Origin of the sequence: Nakamurella leprariae, from assembly GCF_016918035.1 — a bacterium.
GTDB lineage: Bacteria > Actinomycetota > Actinomycetes > Mycobacteriales > Nakamurellaceae > Nakamurella > Nakamurella leprariae.
In genome coordinates, this window is sequence record NZ_JAERWK010000003.1 from 163,867 (window position 1) to 180,717 (window position 16,851).

At 73.3% G+C, this 16,851-nt stretch carries 14 protein-coding genes; 5 read left to right on the top strand and 9 right to left on the bottom strand.

What is annotated here, in order from left to right; all coding sequences use genetic code 11:
• Positions 1-12 precede the first annotated feature (12 nt).
• Together JL106_RS02055 and metH are read right to left on the bottom strand one after the other, a co-directional pair.
• The gene (locus tag JL106_RS02055) at positions 13-723 is read right to left on the bottom strand and encodes an HAD family hydrolase (RefSeq protein ID WP_236006508.1); all 711 of its coding nucleotides are present in this window, start codon (positions 721-723) and stop codon (positions 13-15) included.
• On the bottom strand, positions 710-4,318 hold the full coding sequence (metH, locus tag JL106_RS02060; RefSeq protein ID WP_205259022.1) for a methionine synthase: 3,609 nt from the start codon (positions 4,316-4,318) through the stop codon (positions 710-712). Before metH ends, JL106_RS02055 begins: the two co-directional genes overlap by 14 nt.
• 72 nt (positions 4,319-4,390) lie before the next feature.
• On the opposite strand from metH, the gene JL106_RS02065 reads away from it, so the two are divergent.
• Entirely contained in the window at positions 4,391-5,212 is an 822-nt protein-coding gene (locus JL106_RS02065) for a PAC2 family protein (RefSeq protein ID WP_236006584.1), read from the top strand.
• A 73-nt stretch (positions 5,213-5,285) separates the two neighbouring features.
• On the opposite strand, the gene JL106_RS02070 is transcribed toward JL106_RS02065, so the two are convergent.
• The 7 genes from JL106_RS02070 to JL106_RS02100 all read right to left on the bottom strand — a co-directional run bounded on the left by JL106_RS02070 (position 5,286) and on the right by JL106_RS02100 (position 11,582).
• Positions 5,286-6,242, bottom strand: coding sequence for a TIGR03560 family F420-dependent LLM class oxidoreductase (locus JL106_RS02070; RefSeq protein ID WP_205259024.1), 957 nt, complete (start codon positions 6,240-6,242; stop codon positions 5,286-5,288).
• A 54-nt stretch (positions 6,243-6,296) separates the two neighbouring features.
• On the bottom strand, positions 6,297-7,511 hold the full coding sequence (mshC, locus tag JL106_RS02075) for a cysteine--1-D-myo-inosityl 2-amino-2-deoxy-alpha-D-glucopyranoside ligase (protein WP_205259025.1): 1,215 nt from the start codon (positions 7,509-7,511) through the stop codon (positions 6,297-6,299).
• A 33-nt stretch (positions 7,512-7,544) separates the two neighbouring features.
• On the bottom strand, positions 7,545-8,306 hold the full coding sequence (locus JL106_RS21865; protein ID WP_205259026.1) for a matrixin family metalloprotease: 762 nt from the start codon (positions 8,304-8,306) through the stop codon (positions 7,545-7,547).
• Positions 8,303-9,100 carry an SCO1664 family protein gene (locus JL106_RS02085; protein WP_205259148.1) on the bottom strand — a complete coding sequence of 266 codons (798 nt, stop codon included), beginning with the start codon at positions 9,098-9,100 and terminating at the stop codon, positions 8,303-8,305. The genes JL106_RS21865 and JL106_RS02085 overlap by 4 nt, the downstream gene beginning before the upstream one ends.
• A gap of 46 nt (positions 9,101-9,146) precedes the next feature.
• Entirely contained in the window at positions 9,147-9,716 is a 570-nt protein-coding gene (locus tag JL106_RS02090; protein WP_205259027.1) for a DUF3090 domain-containing protein, read from the bottom strand.
• 55 nt (positions 9,717-9,771) lie between these two features.
• Positions 9,772-10,551, bottom strand: coding sequence for a histidine phosphatase family protein (locus tag JL106_RS02095; RefSeq protein WP_205259149.1), 780 nt, complete (start codon positions 10,549-10,551; stop codon positions 9,772-9,774).
• Between the two features lie 203 nt (positions 10,552-10,754).
• The gene (locus tag JL106_RS02100) at positions 10,755-11,582 is read right to left on the bottom strand and encodes an undecaprenyl-diphosphate phosphatase (protein ID WP_205259028.1); all 828 of its coding nucleotides are present in this window, start codon (positions 11,580-11,582) and stop codon (positions 10,755-10,757) included.
• A gap of 142 nt (positions 11,583-11,724) precedes the next feature.
• Here JL106_RS02100 and JL106_RS02105 point away from each other — a divergent pair, with 142 nt between their 5' ends.
• From JL106_RS02105 to JL106_RS02120, 4 genes are all read left to right on the top strand, one after another.
• The gene (locus JL106_RS02105) at positions 11,725-12,651 is read left to right on the top strand and encodes an aldo/keto reductase (RefSeq protein ID WP_205259029.1); all 927 of its coding nucleotides are present in this window, start codon (positions 11,725-11,727) and stop codon (positions 12,649-12,651) included.
• A gap of 91 nt (positions 12,652-12,742) precedes the next feature.
• Positions 12,743-13,795, top strand: a complete 1,053-nt coding sequence (locus JL106_RS02110) for a zinc-binding dehydrogenase (protein WP_205259030.1) — start codon at positions 12,743-12,745, stop codon at positions 13,793-13,795.
• A 7-nt stretch (positions 13,796-13,802) separates the two neighbouring features.
• The gene (locus tag JL106_RS02115) at positions 13,803-14,855 is read left to right on the top strand and encodes an alcohol dehydrogenase catalytic domain-containing protein (RefSeq protein WP_205259031.1); all 1,053 of its coding nucleotides are present in this window, start codon (positions 13,803-13,805) and stop codon (positions 14,853-14,855) included.
• Positions 14,852-16,846 (top strand): AAA family ATPase, encoded by a 1,995-nt coding sequence (locus tag JL106_RS02120; RefSeq protein WP_205259032.1) that lies wholly within the window; start codon positions 14,852-14,854, stop codon positions 16,844-16,846. The genes JL106_RS02115 and JL106_RS02120 overlap by 4 nt, the downstream gene beginning before the upstream one ends.
• Positions 16,847-16,851 lie beyond the last annotated feature (5 nt).

Below are 16,851 nucleotides of genomic sequence, written 5' to 3' on the forward strand. Positions count from 1 at the left end.
TCTCCCCCGTCGTCAGGCCCGGACCGGCGACAACGCCCGTCCCGTCGCGTGGATCTCCCGCAGGCGGGCGACATCAACCGTCTCCAAGGTGCTCTCGAACACCCGGCCCGGGCCCTGCGGCACCGCCACCTCGCTCGGGACCACCAGCACCACGGCGCCGGCGTCGGCCGCCGCCCGCGTCCCGGTCGGCGAGTCCTCCACGGCCAGGCAGTCCTGCGGTCCGACCCCGAGCAGCTCCATCGCCCGTCGGTACGGCTCCGGATCGGGCTTGCCGCGGGACACCTCGTCGCCGCACACCACGGCGTCGAACCGGTCCCGGCCCAACGTCTCGAGCGCGGTCTCCACCAGGCGCCGGTGGGTCGCCGTCACCAGCGCGGTCCGCAGCCCCGCTTCCCGCACCGCATGCAGCAACTCCCGCGCGCCCGGCCGCCACGGCAGTCCCTCACCGAAGATCTGTTCGGTCAGGTCCAGCAACCGTCGGGTCGCGGCAGCGTGGTCGCCGTCGATGCCGAGATCGTCGAACAGCAACCGGATCGACGCCTCGATCGCCTGGCCGACCATGGCGGCGCGGGCCGCCTCGGACAGCGAGCCACCCAGTTCCTCGGCCAGCCGCTCCAGCGCGACCGTCCAGAGCTTCTCGGAGTCGGTCAGCGTGCCGTCCATGTCGAACAGCACGGCCCGCAGCGGCACGGTGATCTCGGGGCGGGCGTCAGCGGGCGGCAAAGTACTTGGCCTCCGGATGGTGGGCGACGATCGCGGACGTCGACTGCTCAGGGTGCAGCTGGAACTCCTCGGACAGCTCCACCCCGATCCGGGACGGATCCAGCAGCTCGACGAGCTTGGTCTGTTCGGTCAGGTCCGGGCAGGCCGGGTACCCGAACGAGTACCGCGCCCCGCGGTAGTCGAGGTCGAAGAACCGTTCGACGTCGGCGGCGTCCTGTGCACCCGCGTCCGTCCCGTCCGCGAACCGCAGCTCCCGCCGGATCCGCGAGTGCCAGTACTCGGCCAGCGCCTCGGTCAACTGCACCGACAGTCCGTGCACCTCGAGGTAGTCGCGGTAGCTGTTCGCCGCGAACAGCTCGTTGGCGTAGTCGGCGATGCGCTGGCCCATCGTCACCACCGTCAGCGGTAGCACGTCGACCACCCCCTCGGCGATCGCCTGCTCGCGCGGCCGGTAGAAGTCGGCGAGGCACAGGTGACGATCACGCCGCTGCCGCGGGAAGCTGAACCGCAGGCGCTCCGGGGCGTCCGGCTGCGGCTCGGCGAGCACCACGACGTCATCGCCCTCGGACACGCACGGGAAGTAGCCGTAGACCACCGCGGCGTGCAGCACCTGCTCGCGGGCCAGCCGGTCCAGCCAGGCCCGCAACCGGGGCCGGCCCTCGGTCTCCACCAGCTCCTCGTAGCTCGGGCCGCCGTCCGCACCCCGGGCACCGCGCAGGCCCCACTGCCCCATGAAGGTGGCCCGCTCGTCGAGCATGCCGGCGTACTCCGCCACCGGGATGCCTTTGATCACCCGCGAACCCCAGAACGGCGGCGTCGGCACCGGGTTGTCGATCGCCACATCGGAGCGCGACACCACCGGCTCCGGCTCGGCCTGCTCGGCTGCGGCCCGGCGCTGCTCGGCGATGCGCTTGGATCGTTCGTGCCGCGCCTTGCGCTCGGCCGCTGCCTGGTCCTGGGCGGCCAGCTCGGCCGGGTCGACAGTGCCCCGCTTGCGGGCCATCAGCCCGTCCATCAGGCGCAGTCCCTCGAACGCGTCCCGCGCGTACCGCACATCGCCCTCGAACATCTCGGCCAGGTCCTGCTCGACGTACGAGCGGGTCAGCGCCGCGCCACCCAGCAGCACCGGGTACTTCTCGGCGAGGCCGCGGGCATTCATCTCGGCCAGGTTGTCCTTCATCACCACGGTCGACTTCACCAGCAGCCCGGACATGCCGATGGCGTCGGCGCCGGAATCCTGCGCGGCCGACAGGATGGTGGAGATCGGCTGCTTGATGCCGAGATTCACCACGGAGTACCCGTTGTTGGACAGGATGATGTCGACCAGGTTCTTGCCGATGTCGTGGACGTCGCCCTTGACGGTGGCCAGCACGATGGTGCCCTTGTTGCTCGGCCCGCCCTCGGTCTCCTGCTCGATGTGCGGCTCCAGGTGGGCCACCGCGGTCTTCATCACCTCGGCCGAGGTGAGCACGAACGGCAGCTGCATGGCCCCCGAGCCGAACAGCTCGCCCACCGTCTTCATGCCGGCCAGCAGCGTCTCGTTGATGATCGACAACGCCGACCGGGTCTGCAGTGCCTCGTCGAGATCGGCCTCCAGGCCGTTGCGCTCGCCGTCGACGATCCGCCGCTGCAGCCGCTCGTCCAGCGGCAGCGCGGCCAGTTCGGCCGCCCGGCCGGCCCGCCCGGCTGCCGCGGTGGCGCCCTCGAAGAGCTCGAGCATCCGGGTCAGCGGGTCGTAGCCCTCCCGCCGCCGGTCGTAGACCAGGTCGAGCGCCACCTGCCGCTGTTCGTCGGGGATCCGGCTCATCGGCAAGATCTTCGAGGCGTGCACGATGGCCGAACTCAGCCCGGCGGCCTGACACTCGGCCAGGAACACCGAGTTCAGCACCTGCCGGGCCGCGGCATTCAACCCGAACGACACGTTCGACACACCCAGCGTCGTCTGCACGTCCGGGTGCCGCCGGGTGAGTTCCCGGATGGCCTCGATGGTCTCGATGCCGTCGCGGCGGGTCTCCTCCTGGCCGGTGGCGATCGGGAAGGTCAGGCAGTCGACCATGATGTCGGACTCGGCCATGCCCCAGCGACCCGTCAGGTCCGCGATCAGTCGTTCGGCGATGGCCAGTTTCGTCTCGCGGGTCCGGGCCTGGCCCTCCTCGTCGATGGTCAGCGCGACCACCGCGGCGCCGTGCTCGATGACTTGGGGCATGATCCGCGCGTACCGGGACTGCGGTCCGTCGCCGTCCTCGAAGTTGACCGAGTTGACGATGGACCGACCCCCCAGGGCGGCCAGCCCGGCGCCGATGACCTCCGGCTCGGTCGAATCGATCATGATCGGCAGCGTCGACGCGGTCGCCAACCGGGACGCCAGCTCGCGCATGTCGGCGGCGCCGTCGCGTCCCACGTAGTCGATGTTCAGGTCCAGCACGTGGGCACCGTCGCGGATCTGCCCGCGGGCGATCTCCAGGCAGTCCTCGAACCGGCCCTCCAGCATGGCCTCGCGGAACGCCTTGGAGCCGTTGGCGTTGGTCCGCTCGCCGATCACCAGCACCGACGACTCCTGCCGGAACGGCACGGCCTGGTACAGCGACGACAACCCGGGCTCCACCGTCGGTCGGCGGTCGGCTCGTTCCGCCTGCCGCACCGCCGCGATGACCCGCCGCATGTGCTCCGGCGTGGTTCCGCAGCAGCCGCCGACCAGCCCGACGCCGAACTCGCGGATGAATCCGGACAGCGCCTCGGCCAGCTCGTCCGGCGTCAGCGGATACACCGCGCCGTGCGGTCCGAGCTCCGGCAGCCCCGCGTTCGGCATCACCGACACGCCGATCCGCGCATGCTCGGACAGGTACCGCAGGTGCTCGCTCATCTCGGCCGGGCCGGTCGCGCAGTTCAGCCCGATCAGGTCGATCCCCAGCGGCTCCAGCGCGGTCAGCGCCGCGCCGATCTCCGATCCCAGCAGCATGGTGCCGGTGGTCTCCACGGTCACGTGGGTCAGGATCGGCACCCGGCGGCCGGCCAGGTCCATGGCCCGCTGCGCGCCCAGCACCGCGGCCTTGGCCTGCAGCAGGTCCTGCGCGGTCTCCACCATCACCGCATCGATGCCGCCGTCGAGCATGCCGACGACCTGTTCGGTGTAGGCGTCGTGCAGCGCGCCGAACGGCGCGTGCCCCAGCGAGGGCAGCTTGGTGCCCGGGCCGACCGACCCGAGCACGAACCGTGGCTGCTCGGCGGTGCCGGCCGCGTCCGCCTCCACCCGGGCCAGCCGGGCGCCGGCCTCGGCCAGCTCACGGATCCGGTCGGCGATGTCGTACTCGGCCAGGTTGGCCAGGTTCGCCCCGAACGTGTTGGTCTCGACCAGGTCGACGCCGGCGTCGAGGTACTCCGCGTGCACCTGCCGGACGATGTCCGGCCTGGTCACGTTGAGGATCTCGTTGCAGCCCTCGAGCCCCGCGTAGTCCTCCAGCGTCGGGTCGTGCGCCTGCAGCATCGTGCCCATCGCACCGTCCGCCACCAGGACGCGGGAGGCCAGCGCCGCGAGTAGGGGATCCGAGGGCGTCCGAGTCACCGGACCAGGGTAGTCGGCGGCGCGAGCGCGCATGCTCGCGTCCGCTCGGGGCCGCGGACGTAGGCTTGTTCGGTGACCGAGCCGAGCCGTCTGCGCGATCCGGTGATGATCGCCGCCTTCGAGGGATGGAACGACGCCGGCGACGCCGCCACCGCTGCCGTCGAGCATCTGAGCCTCACCTGGGACGCGAAGCCGCTGACCGAGCTGGACCCGGAGGGGTTCTACGACTTCCAGGTGACCCGCCCCACCGTCAAACTCGTCGACGGGGTGACCCGCACGGTGGAATGGCCGACCACCCGCCTGACCGTCTGCCGCCCGACCGGGGCCGACCGGGACATCATCCTGGTGCACGGCATCGAACCGAACTTCCGCTGGCGGGCGTTCTGCCAGGAGTTGCTCGACGTCGTCATGCAGCAGCAGGTGGAGACGGTGATCGGTCTCGGCGCCCTGCTGGCCGACGTCCCCCACACCCGGCCCATCCAGGTCACCGGCTCGGCCGCCGACGAGGCCACCGCGCAGCGGCTCGGTCTCATCACCTCGCGCTACGAGGGCCCCACCGGCATCGCCGGCGTCTTCCAGGACAGCTGCGTGCGGGCCGGGATCCCGGCCGTGTCGTTCTGGGCGTCCGTCCCGCACTACGTCTCGCAGGCACCGTCACCCAAGGCGACGCTGGCGCTGCTGCACCGGGTCGAGGAGATGCTCGACATCGAGGTGCCGCTGGGCGCGCTGCCCGAGCAGGCCGCCGAGTGGGAGACCGAGGTCAGCCAGATCGCGGCCGACGACGAGGAGATCTCCGAGTACATCCGCGCGCTCGAGGAGCGCGAGGAGGCCGACGAGCCGCTGAAGATGCAGTCCGGCGAGGCGCTGGCCGCCGAGTTCGAGCGCTACCTGCGCCGTCGCGGCCCCCGCCCCGGCGGCGGCCGCTGACCCGATCCCCTCGCCGCCCGGGTCAGCGCCCGCGGGTCAGCGGCAGCGGCCGCGGGCCAGCGACCAGGACGGTTCAGGCGGTGCGCAGGGCCGGCAGCACCTGCTCGCCGACCAGCGCCAGGTGGTCCAGGTCGGCCAGGTCGAGCACCTGCAGGTAGACCCGTTCCACCCCGGCCTCGGCCCACCGACCGAGCTTGTCGGTGACCTCGGCCACCGAGCCGGCCGCACCGTTCTCGCGCAGCTCCTGAACCTCGCGACCGATCGCGGCGGCCCGCCGGGCGACCTCGGCCTCGTCGCGGCCGACGCACAGCACCTGGGCGGCCGAGTACACCAGTTCCCCCGGTGCGCGACCGGCCGCCTCCGCGGCGGCTCGGACCCGGCCGAACTGGGTGGTGGTGACGTCCAACGAGGAGAACGCGACGTTGAACTCGTCGGCGAACCGGGCGGCCAGCGCCGGCGTCTTCTTCGGGCCGTGCCCGCCGATGATGATCGGCACCCGGGGCGTGCCGGTCCGGCCGGTCTGCACCGGCTTCGGCAGGCCCGGTGCGCCCGCCAGTCGGTAGGTCTCCCCTGCGTGGTCGAACGTCGCACCGATCGGGGTGTCCCACAGACCGGTGATGATCTCCAGCTGCTCGGTCAGCCAGCCGAAGCGCTGTCCGAACGACTCGCCGAACGGCAAGCCGTAGGCGGTGTGCTCGTCGGCGTACCACCCCGACCCGAGGCCGAGTTCCACCCGACCGCCGGAGATGTCGTCCACGTTCGCCACTGCGATGGCCAGCATCGACGGATGGCGGAAGGTGGCCGAGGTGACCAGCGTGCCGAGGCGGATGTCCGGGACCTGGGCGGCGATGGCGCCGAGGGTGACCCAGGCGTCGGACGGTCCCGGGTCGCCGCTGACCCCACCCATCTTGAGGATGTGGTCGGAGCGGAAGAAGGCCGAGAAGCCGGCGTCGCGGGTGGCGGTGGCGACGGCGAGCAGGTCGGCGTACGAGGCACCCTGCTGCGGTTCGGTGAAGATGCGGAGGTCCATCCGCTCAACCTAACGGTCGGTCACCGGACGGCCGGGTTCACCCGTCCGCGCAGCTCAGCGCAGATCCGCACCCAGCAGGGCGTCGACCGCGGTGGCCACGGCCGTCCCGTCGAGGGTGTCGTCGGCCGCCCACGCGTCCAGCGACGCGATCGCGGTCGGCGTGTCCAGGTCGTCGGCCAGCGCGGTCCGCACCGCCTGCACGGTCGCGGTCGCGTCCGCCCCGGTGCGCCGGGCCGCGGCGCGCCAGCGGGCCAGCCGGTCCTGCGCCGCGGTGAGCAGCGCGTCCGACCAGTCGCGGTCGGTGCGGTAGTGGCCGGCCAGCAGCGCCAGCCGCAGCGCCATCGGGTCGATCCGCTGCTGCCGCAGCCGCGAGACGAACACCAGGTTGCCGCGCGACTTGGACATCTTCTCGCCGTCCAGGCCGATCATCGCCGCGTGCGTGTAGGACCGGGCGAACGGGCTGACGCCGGACAGCACCTCGGCGTGGGCGGCCGAGCACTCGTGGTGCGGGAAGACGAGATCGCTGCCGCCGCCCTGCACGTCGACAGTCGGGCCGATCCGGTTGCCGGCGATGACGGCACACTCGATGTGCCACCCGGGACGCCCCGGCCCCATCGGGGACGGCCAAGCCGGCTCGCCGTCCCGTTCCACCCGCCACAGCAGCGGATCGAGGGGATCCCGCTTGCCGGGCCGGTCCGGGTCGCCACCACGCTGCGCCGACAGCGCCAGCATGGTGGCGGTGTCGTATCGGGACTCACTCCCGAAGCCCTTGGCCGCGGTGAGATCGAAGTACACGTCGGGGAACTCGTCGTCCACCCGGTAAGCGACTCCCCGCTCCACCAGATCGGCCACCGCGACGGTGATCTCGTCCATCGCCTCGACCGCGCCGATGTAGTCGCGGGGCGGCAGCACCCGCAGCGCGGTCATGTCCTCGCGGAACAACTGGATCTCGCGGGCCGCCAGCACCCGCCAGTCCACGCCGTCGCGGTGGGCGCGTTCCAGCAACGGGTCGTCGATGTCGGTGATGTTCTGGACGAAGTGGACCTCGTGGCCGTTGTCCAGCCACTGCCGGTGCACCAGGTCGAACGTCAGGTAGGTCGCGGCGTGGCCCAGGTGGGTCGCGTCGTACGGGGTGATCCCGCAGACGTACATGGTCGCCACCGGACCCGGACGGGTCGGCCGCACCTCGTCGGCCGCGTGGTCGTACAACCGCAACGGGACGCCCGGGCCGGGCAGGGAGGGGACGGTGACGGAGTTCCAGGCCTGCACCTGCGGGAGCCTACTGGGCGATCTCCGGCGCCTTCACCCGCGCACCGGACGCCCCGGCACCACGTGCCGGTTCGACTGCACGACCGCGGCCTGCCACCGCTGCAGGCGGGTGCCGCGGACGTCCCGCGGTGGTGAGGACGAGGGGAACATCAGGTTCTCCCGGTCCCGGGTGTGCGGCAGGTTCAGCGCGTGGCCCAGCTCATGGACCAGCACCGTCTCGTCGTACGTGTGGTCCCGGGCCCGGTCGAACAGCGACGCCTGCACGATGACCCAGTCGGCGTTGACGCCGAGCGAACACCCGGTGGTCCGCCCGGTGATCTGCCGGACCACGATCACCGTCACCGGCGCCCCGACCGTGTCCGGGTCCGCGTACTCGTCCAGGTGCCGGTGGTACCAGGCGGTCCGTCCCAGCAGCACGTCGTCCAGCAGCAGCCGGCGGTTGGCGTGCGGGTCCAGCGCCTCGGCCGGCGCCGGCTCGGTGATGGTGTCCACCGACAGCACCCGGGTGCGGATCCCGGCTTCCGCGCGCAGCACCGTCTCGGCCCGGTCCAGAGCGGGCCGGACCTTCGCCTCACTGGTCAGCGGCCGGCCGCGCTCGTCGGACAGGATGAGCACCCGCAGGCGCAGCACTCCCGGTTCCCGGTCGCGGCCGGCCAGCTCACCGACGGCCTCTCCGGCCCGGGCGAGCGCGCTGCCCAGATCGGCGGCCAGCGCCGCGCTGGTGTGGGTCAGCGCCCGGGTGAGTCCACTCAGCGCGCCGGTGACCCGGCGTCCCAGGCCACCCGGACCGCTCACAGCGGCGGCCACGGGATCGGGTTCCGGTGCCCCGGCGGCTTCGGGAACCGGCGCGTCTGCAGCAGCTGGTGCAGGCGTCGGTCGAGCGCCCGCCGTTCCGCGGTGGTGATCAGCTCGTCGAGCTGCTCCCCCAGCGTTCCGTCCAGCTCCGTCGAGAGGCGCTCCAGTCCGTCGGCGACCGCGGCGGGCAGCTTCCGTCCGGCGAACCCCCACAGGATGGTCCGCAGCTTGTCCTCCTGGTGCAGGCACAGGCCGTGGTCGACGCCGTAGATGCGACCGTCCGCGGTGGGCAGGATGTGCGAGCCCTTGCGGTCGGCGTTGTTGGCCACGGCGTCGAACCCGGCCAGCACGGCGAGTCGCGGCTCGTCGGCGTGCGCCACGGCGACGTCGTCCCCGGAGTAGTCGACGGCCCGGAACACCGAGATCCAGTCGGCCGGCACCCGCTTGACCGGCAGGAGGTCGACCACCAGGTCGGGATCGGCGTCCTCGATCCACACCTGGACCATGCCCGCCCCGAGCGGTCCGGGCCGCAGCAGGGTGAGCGGCACACAGTGCCAGCCGGCCGCCTCGGACAGCAGGTACGAGGCGTACTCACGCTCGGCCAGCGTCCCGTCCGGGAAGTCCCACAGCGGCCGCTCGCCGCGCACCGGTTTGTAGATGCACTGGACGCTCTGCCCGTCCAGCGACGCGGTGGCCAGCAGCGTGACGTTCGAGGCGTCGGACAGCCGCCCGGTGATGTCCAGGTCGCCCTCGGTGAGCAGGCGGCGGACGTCCTCGGACGGCGCCTCCGGCACCCGGTCGAACCGCTGCCGCCCGTCGGTGTTCCCGCCGGGCACCCGGTCAGCCACCGAGTCCGCGGTGGTACCCGTTCAGTCGCGGACAGACGTGTCCGTCGGGGTCCAGCGGGTTGCCGCACAACGGACACGGCGGACGACCCGCGGCGACGATCCGCTCGGCGTGCCGGGCGAACTGCAGCGCCTCGTCCAGCGACAGGAAGACTCGCAGCGCGTCCGGCCCGTCCTCCCGGTCCTCCAGGACGATGTCCTCGCCGACCTCCTCCTCGGAGAGGGCCAACAGCTCGACGATCACCTGGGCACCTTCGCCGTCCCAGGCCAGCCCCATGGTGCCGACCCGGAACTCGGCGTCGACCGGGGTGGTCAGAGTGCCCAGATCAGGACCGGGGGTCTCGACCGGGGCGGGCGTCGGAGCGGCGCCGAAGCGGCGCTCCACCTCGGTGATCAGCGAGCCGAGCCGGTCGGCCAGCACCGCGACCTGTTGCTTCTCGCACGAGACGGACAGCACCCGACGGCCGTCGACGACCTGCAGGTAGAACTCCCGTTCGCCGGGTTGACCGATCGTCCCGGCGAGGAACCGCTCGGGCGACCTGAAGATGTGGATCTGACGAGCCATGACCGCCCCACCCTAGTCGTGCATCAGTACGTGCTCATCGAGGAACGACCCCGGCTCACCGGGTGACGCCGCCGGGCACCGCCTCGGAGGCCGCGGTCGCCGGATCGAGCGTCGGGGTCTGCCCGTCGGCACCGCCGGCTCCCGGCGGCGCGGTGGCCGGAGCCGGACGCAGCTCGGCGGCCAGGTCGCCGGTGTCGTTGATCCGCTCGACGAACGGCCGCAGCGGCGTGTAGCGGATCACCGAGATGGAGGCCGGTCCGACCACGATCCGCTGGAAGCAGTCCAGGTGCATGCCGAGCGCATCGGCCAGGATCGCCTTGATCACGTCGCCGTGCGAGCACAGCACGATGGTGTGTCCCGCCTCGGCGTCCCGGTCGGCCGTGGACGAGGTCACCGGCAGCGCGTCGGGCTCGGTGCCGGGTCCGCCCGCCCACTGGCGCACCGCGCGGACCGCTCGGCTGGACACCTCGGCCAGGCCCTCGCCGCCGGGAAAGACCGCGGCCGACGGGTGCTGCTGCACCGTGCGCCACATCTCCTCCTTGACCAGGTCCTTGAGCGGCCGTCCGGACCAGGAGCCGTAGTCGACCTCGGCCAGGCGCTCGTCGACCGTGATGGGCAGGCCGGTGGCCTCGGCCAGCGGGGCGATGGTCTGCCGGCAGCGCTGCAGCGGCGAGGTCACCAGCGCGTGCAGCGGCACGCTCGCCAGCCGCGTCACCACCCGGGCCGCCTGCTCGCGGCCGACGTCGTCCAGGTCCACACCGGGTGTCCGTCCGGCCAGCACCCCGGCCGTGTTCGCGGTGGACCGGCCGTGTCGCAGCAACAGGACGGTGGTCACCGGCACGGGCGTCGGTACGGCCGCAGCCCGCCCGTTCTCCTCCGGTCGACTGCTCACGCTGCTCCACCCGTCCTCTCGTCGCGTCGCCTGAGGCCCGGCGGCCGCGGCGCGTCGGCGTCCAGTCTGCCCGTCGATCACCGCAGCGGGCAGCGGAGGTCCGGCGGTGGGTCCGCCATCCGCGTGCGGCGGTCGGGCAGGACCGCTCAGGTGGCGCTCAGCCAGCCGGCTGACAACGCGACGACGAGCCCGACGCCCAGTGCCCAGCGGTACCAGACGAAGACCCGGATCGTGTGCCGGGCGACGAACCGGAGCATCCACGCCACCGAGAAGTACGCCACCACGAAACTGACCACCGTGCCGACCAGCGTGGGCACCCAACCGACCCCGCCGGAGAGGGCGTCCGGGGTCTCCAGCACCGCGGCGCCGGCCAGCGCCGGGATCCCGAGCAGGAAGCCCAGCCGGGTCACTTCGGCCCGGCGGTAGCCGAGCATGAGGCCGGCCGAGATGGTCGCCCCGGACCGGGACACCCCGGGGATCAGGGCCAGCGCCTGCGCGGCGCCGATGATCAGCACGTCTCGCAGGGTCAGATCACGCTCGGCCCGGGTCTGCTTGGCCACGCCCTCGGCGATCCACATGACGATGCCCCAGACGATCAACCCGATGGCCACGACCCACAGCGAACGCAGCGGCCCCTTGATCAGGTCCCGGCCCAGCACCCCGGCCAGCACGATCGGCACCGAGCCGGCGATGGTCAGCCAGGCCAGCCGGTGGTCGATGTCGGCGCGGTGCTCGGCCCGGAACAGACCGCGGAACCAGGCCCGGGCCAGCCGGATGATGTCCTTGCGCAGGTAGATGATCAACGCGGCGATCGCGCCGACCTGGATGACCGCGATGAACGAGGTGATCGACGGGTCGTCGATGGTCAGTCCCATCATCTTGGCGACGATGGTCTGGTGACCGGTGGAGGAGACCGGGAGGAACTCGGTGAGTCCCTCCACGACGCCCAGGATGATCGCCTGCAGCAGGGTCATGCGTGCGTGAGGACCTTTCGTTCCCGGTCCGACGCACCTGCGGCCCGCGGAACCGACCCGACAGAGGGTGACCGGGGCGTCACGCTACTCGCCCGCGGGTCCGGGACGGGCGAGGCGCCGCCGGCCCGTAGGGTCGCAGCTCATGGAGGCACGGCGGGTGGGACGCAGCGGATTGATCGTGTCCCGGCTCGGCCTGGGCACCATGGGCTGGGGCCGGGGCACCGACACCGATGACGCCGCCGCCCAGCTGGCCGCCTTCGTGGCCGCGGGCGGCACCCTGGTGGACACGGCCAACGTGTACGGCGACGGGGACGCCGAGCGGATGCTCGGCACGCTGCTGCCCGACGTGGCCCGGCGGGCCCAGGTGGTGCTCGCCGCGACCACCGTCGGCGTGGGTGGCGGACGACGCGCGCTCATCACCGCCCTGGACGAGTCGCTGCGCCGGCTGGGCACCGACTCGGTCGACCTCTGGCAGGTGCACGGCTTCGACACCGGCACGCCGCTGGAGGAGACAGTGTCAGCGCTCGAGCTGGCGGTCCGGACCGGCCGAGCCGGCTATGTCGGCATCTCCGGGTGCACCGGGTGGGAGCTGGCCGCGGTGGCCGGCTGGGCGGGCGCCCAGGGCGGTCCGCTGGTCAGCGCCGAGGTGGAGTACTCGCTGCTGGAACGGAGCCCGGAGGAGTCGGTGCTGCCGGCGGCGGCCGCCCTCGGGCTGGGCGTGCTGGCCTGGGCACCGCTCGGCCGTGGCGTGCTCACCGGCAAGTACCGGCACGGCACACCGGCCGACTCCCGCGGCGCCTCGTCATCGTTCGCCCGGTACGTGAACCGGCACCGCGCGCCGGGCGCCGACCGGGTGGTGGACGCGGTCGTCACCGCGGCCCAGGGTCTGGGCCTGGCCCCGCTCACCGTGGCCCTGGCCTGGGCTCGGGACCGTCCGGGGGTGGCCACGGCCATCGCCGGCGCCCGTACCGCCCCCCAGCTCGACGCGGTGCTCGCCGCCGACGCCACCGTGCTGCCACCGGAGATCGTCGCCGCGCTCGACGAGGTCAGCGGGGGTCCGGCGCACTGACCCGCGCCGGCACGGCAGACTGCACGGCTGGCATCCCGCAGCCCGGCGAGGCAGAGCGAGCAACAAGAGCGAGCGAGAAGAAGGAGTCCGCATGCGCGCGACGGTCTGGCACGGCCCCGAGGACGTCCGATTCGAGGAGGTCCCCGACCCGGTGCTGATCGCCCCCTCCGACGCACTCGTCCGGGTGGTCGTCGCCTGCGTCTGCGGCAGTGACCTGTGGCGCTACCGGGCCACCACTCCCCCGCCGTCCGGCCCGACCCGGATCGGTCACGAGTTCGTCGGCGTGGTCGAGGAGGTGGGATCGGCGGTCGGCTCGATCAAGCCCGGCCAGCTGGTCATCGCACCGTTCGTCTGGAGCGACGGCAGCTGCGACTTCTGCGCCGCGGGCCTGCAGACCTCCTGCCGGCACGGCGGCGGGTGGGGAGCCCAGGGCGACGGCGGTCTGGTCGACGGCGGCCAGGGCGAGTACGTCCGGGTGCCGCAGGCCGACGGCACGCTGGTCGCGGCGCCGGTCGAAGAGCACTCCGAGCTGCTGCCGGCGCTGCTCACCCTCAGCGATGTGATGGGCACCGGGCACCACGCGGTCGTCAAGGCCGGCGTGGGCGCCGGATCGACCGTCGCGGTCATCGGCGACGGTGCCGTCGGCCTGTCGGCGGTGCTGGCGGCCAAGCGGCTGGGCGCCGAGCGGATCGTGCTGTTCGGCCGGCACGAGGACCGCATCGCGGTGGCCAGGACGTTCGGTGTCACCGACGTCATCCGCGAGCGCGGCGACGCGGCCACCGAGCAGGCCGCCGAGCTCACCGGCGGCAACGGCTTCGCCTCGGTGGCCGAGTGCGTCGGCGAGCAGGCCGCGTGGCGCACGGCCATGGACATCGTCCGGCCGGGCGGCACCATCGGCTACGTCGGCGTCCCCACCGGCGTGACCGAGGGTCTGCCGGTGCGGCCGCTGTTCAACAAGAACGTCACCGTGGCCGGCGGCATCGCGCCGGTCCGCGCCTACCTGCCCGACCTGCTGGCCGAGACGCTCGACGGCTCGCTGGATCCTTCCCCGGTGTTCGACCTGGAACTGCCGCTGGCCCAGGTGGCCGACGGGTACTCGGCCATGCACGAGCGTCGGTCGATCAAGGCCCTGCTGCGGGCCTGATCCAGCCGTGCGCGCGATCCTGATCGAGGAGTACGGGGAGCTGCCGCGGGTGGCGGAGGTCCCCGAACCGGAGTGTCCGCCGGACGGGGCGGTCGTCGAGGTGACGGCGACCGGCGTGTGCCGATCGGACTGGCACGCCTGGCTGGGGCACGACCGCGATGTGCGGCTGCCGCACGTGCCCGGCCACGAGTTCGCCGGTGTGCTGGTGCAACTCGGCGAGCAGGTCACCGGCTGGGTGGTCGGCGACCGGGTCACGGCGCCGTTCGTGTACGCGTGCGGGTCGTGCCCGGCGTGCCGGACCGGCCAGCAGCAGGTGTGCCGACGGCAGACGCAGCCGGGGTTCACGCACTGGGGGTCGTTCGCCGACCGGGTCGTCGTGCACCACGCCGACGTCAACCTGGTGCCGGTGCCCGACGGCATCGCCGACACCGCGGCGGCGGCCTTGGGCTGCCGGTTCGCCACTGCTCACCGCGCCGTCCGGCACCACGGAGCCGTCCGGGCGGGCGACACCGTGGCGGTGTACGGCTGCGGCGGCCTCGGCCTGTCCGCCGTGATGATCGCCGTCGCGGCGGGTGCGACGGTGATCGCCGTCGATCCCGCGCCGGTGGCCCGGGAGGCCGCCGTCCGCTTCGGCGCGATCGCCGCGGTCGATCCGGGCCGACTGGGCAGGGCGCACGAGATCGCTGAGCAGGTGCGCAGTCTCGCCGGTGGCGACGGTGTGGCAGTGGCCGTCGACGCGATCGGCCGGCCGGACGTGCTCGCCGCCTCGGTGCTGTCGCTGGGCCGCCGCGGCCGGCACGTGCAGGCCGGGCTGCTGCTCGGCGAGCACGCCGCCCCGGCGGTGCCGATGGACCGCGTCATCGCCTGGGAGCTGCAGCTGTTCGGGTCACACGGCATGGCCGCCGGCGACTATCCGGCCATGCTGGCCGAGATCGCCGACGGCAGCCTCGATCCCACCCTGCTGGTCGGCACGGTCGCGCCGTTGACGGAGGCGCCGACGGCACTGGCCGCGCTGGGCGGCCGACCGGACGTGGCCGGCCTGACCGTGCTGGTGCCGTGACGTCCGGTCCGCAGGCGGACGGTCGACCTGCTTCCGCGGCGGACGTGTTCGCCGAGTTCTGCGCGGCCGGACTGTGGCCGGGCGTCGGCCCGGCGCTGGCCGGCCAGCTGGCCGGGGTGGGCGTCACCAGCCCCGGCACGGTGTCCGCGGGCCGGCTCGCGGCACTGCCGAAGATGACCGAGCGGCGCGCCAACCGACTCCTCAACAGCTGGGTCGGCGCCGGTCACCTCTGGGCCGTCGCCCAGCTCCTCATCCCCCACGAGCTGCCGCCGCGCTGGTCGCTGCGGCTGGTCGACGCCCTGGGCGACGACGCCGCTGCCGAGTTGCGGGCCGACCCGTGGCGGTTGCTGACCCTGCCGGAGGCGACGGTCGCCCAGGCCGATCGGGTGGCCCGGGCACTGGACGCCGACGTGCGGCGCACCGACCCGCGGCGGGGGCGCGCACTGGTCGACTGGACCCTGGCCCGCTTCACCCGGGACGGGCACACCGTCACCTCGCAGTCGCAGGTGGAGGCAGCCATCCGGCCGTTCGGTGTGGATCCGGTCGCCGCGGTCGAGGCGGCCGTCGCCGACGAGCTGGTCACGCCGGTGGCCGACCCGACCGGCGCGGGAGCCGGGGAACCCTGGCTGTCCCGCACGCTGCTGGCCCGGGCCGAGTCCGACGTGGCCGACGGCGTGCGGCGGCTCATCCGCACCGCGCGATCCCTGGCCGGCGCCCGGGCCGTCAAGGCCGTCACCGGCGACCTGGACGAGGTGCAGGCCGGCGCGGTCGGGCAGGTGGCCGGCCACGGGGTCAGCGTGCTCACCGGCGGGCCGGGCACCGGCAAGAGCCGGACCGTCGCCGCGGTGGTCGCCCTGTGCCGCAAGGTGGACGTGTCGTTCGCGCTGGCCGCGCCGACCGGTCGGGCCGCCAAGCGGCTGGAGGAGCTCACCGGCGCCGAGGCCAGCACGGTGCACCGACTCCTCGGCGCCCGCCGGTCGTTCCGGGACGACGAGGGCGACGACCGTTCCGGCGCAGCCGGGTTCGAACACGACGCGGACAACCCGGTGGAGGCCGACCTGGTCGTGGTGGACGAGGCGTCCATGCTCGACGTGGAGATCGCGGCCGCGCTGCTGTCCGCGCTGCGGGACGGCACTCATCTGCTGCTGGTCGGCGATCCGGCGCAGCTGCCGTCGATCGGTCCGGGCCGGGTGCTGGGCGACCTGCTGGACAGCGATGCCGTGCCGGTCACCGAGCTGCGCACGCTGTACCGGCAGACCGAGGGCGGCGCCATCGCCCGGCTCGCCGCGGAGATCCGCGACGGGGTGCTGCCCAAGGTCGACGACCCCACCCACGAGGTCGTGGTGGTGCCGACCTCCGGCTCCGCCGAGGCGGCGCACCGGGTCACGCAGCTGGTCACCGACTCCATCCCCCGGGTGTTCGACGCGTCGGGCGACGCGCTGCAGGTGGTCACCCCGGTGCACCGGGGCCCGGCCGGGACCCAGGCGCTGAACGCGGCTCTCAAGGCGCGGCTGAACCCGCCGGCCGAGGCCGGCCACGCCGTCCGGGGATTCCAGGTCGGTGACCGGGTGGTGGCCACGGCCAACCACCTCGACGCGGAACCGACCGGCTACGCCAACGGCGAGGTCGGCACGGTCGTGGCCACCGGTGACAACGTCGTCCGGGTCGCGTTCACCGGCGGCGAATCCGAGGTGCCCGGCAAGGCGCTGAACGACCTGCTGCACGGCTGGGCGATCACCGTGCACCGGGCCCAGGGTTCGGAGTGGGACGCCGTGGTGGCGGTGCTGCCGCCCGAGGCGTCCGCCATGCTGTCCCGCCCACTGGTCTACACCGCGCTGACCCGGGCCCGCCGGCACCTGTCGATCGTGCACGCGGCCGGACCGGCGGTCTCCCGGGCGGTCCAGCAGGTGGGCTCGGTGCCCAGGCGGACCCGGTTGGCGGCACTGCTACGGGATCAGGAGGCCGGCGCCGACGACCTGGACGCGGACTGACCGGA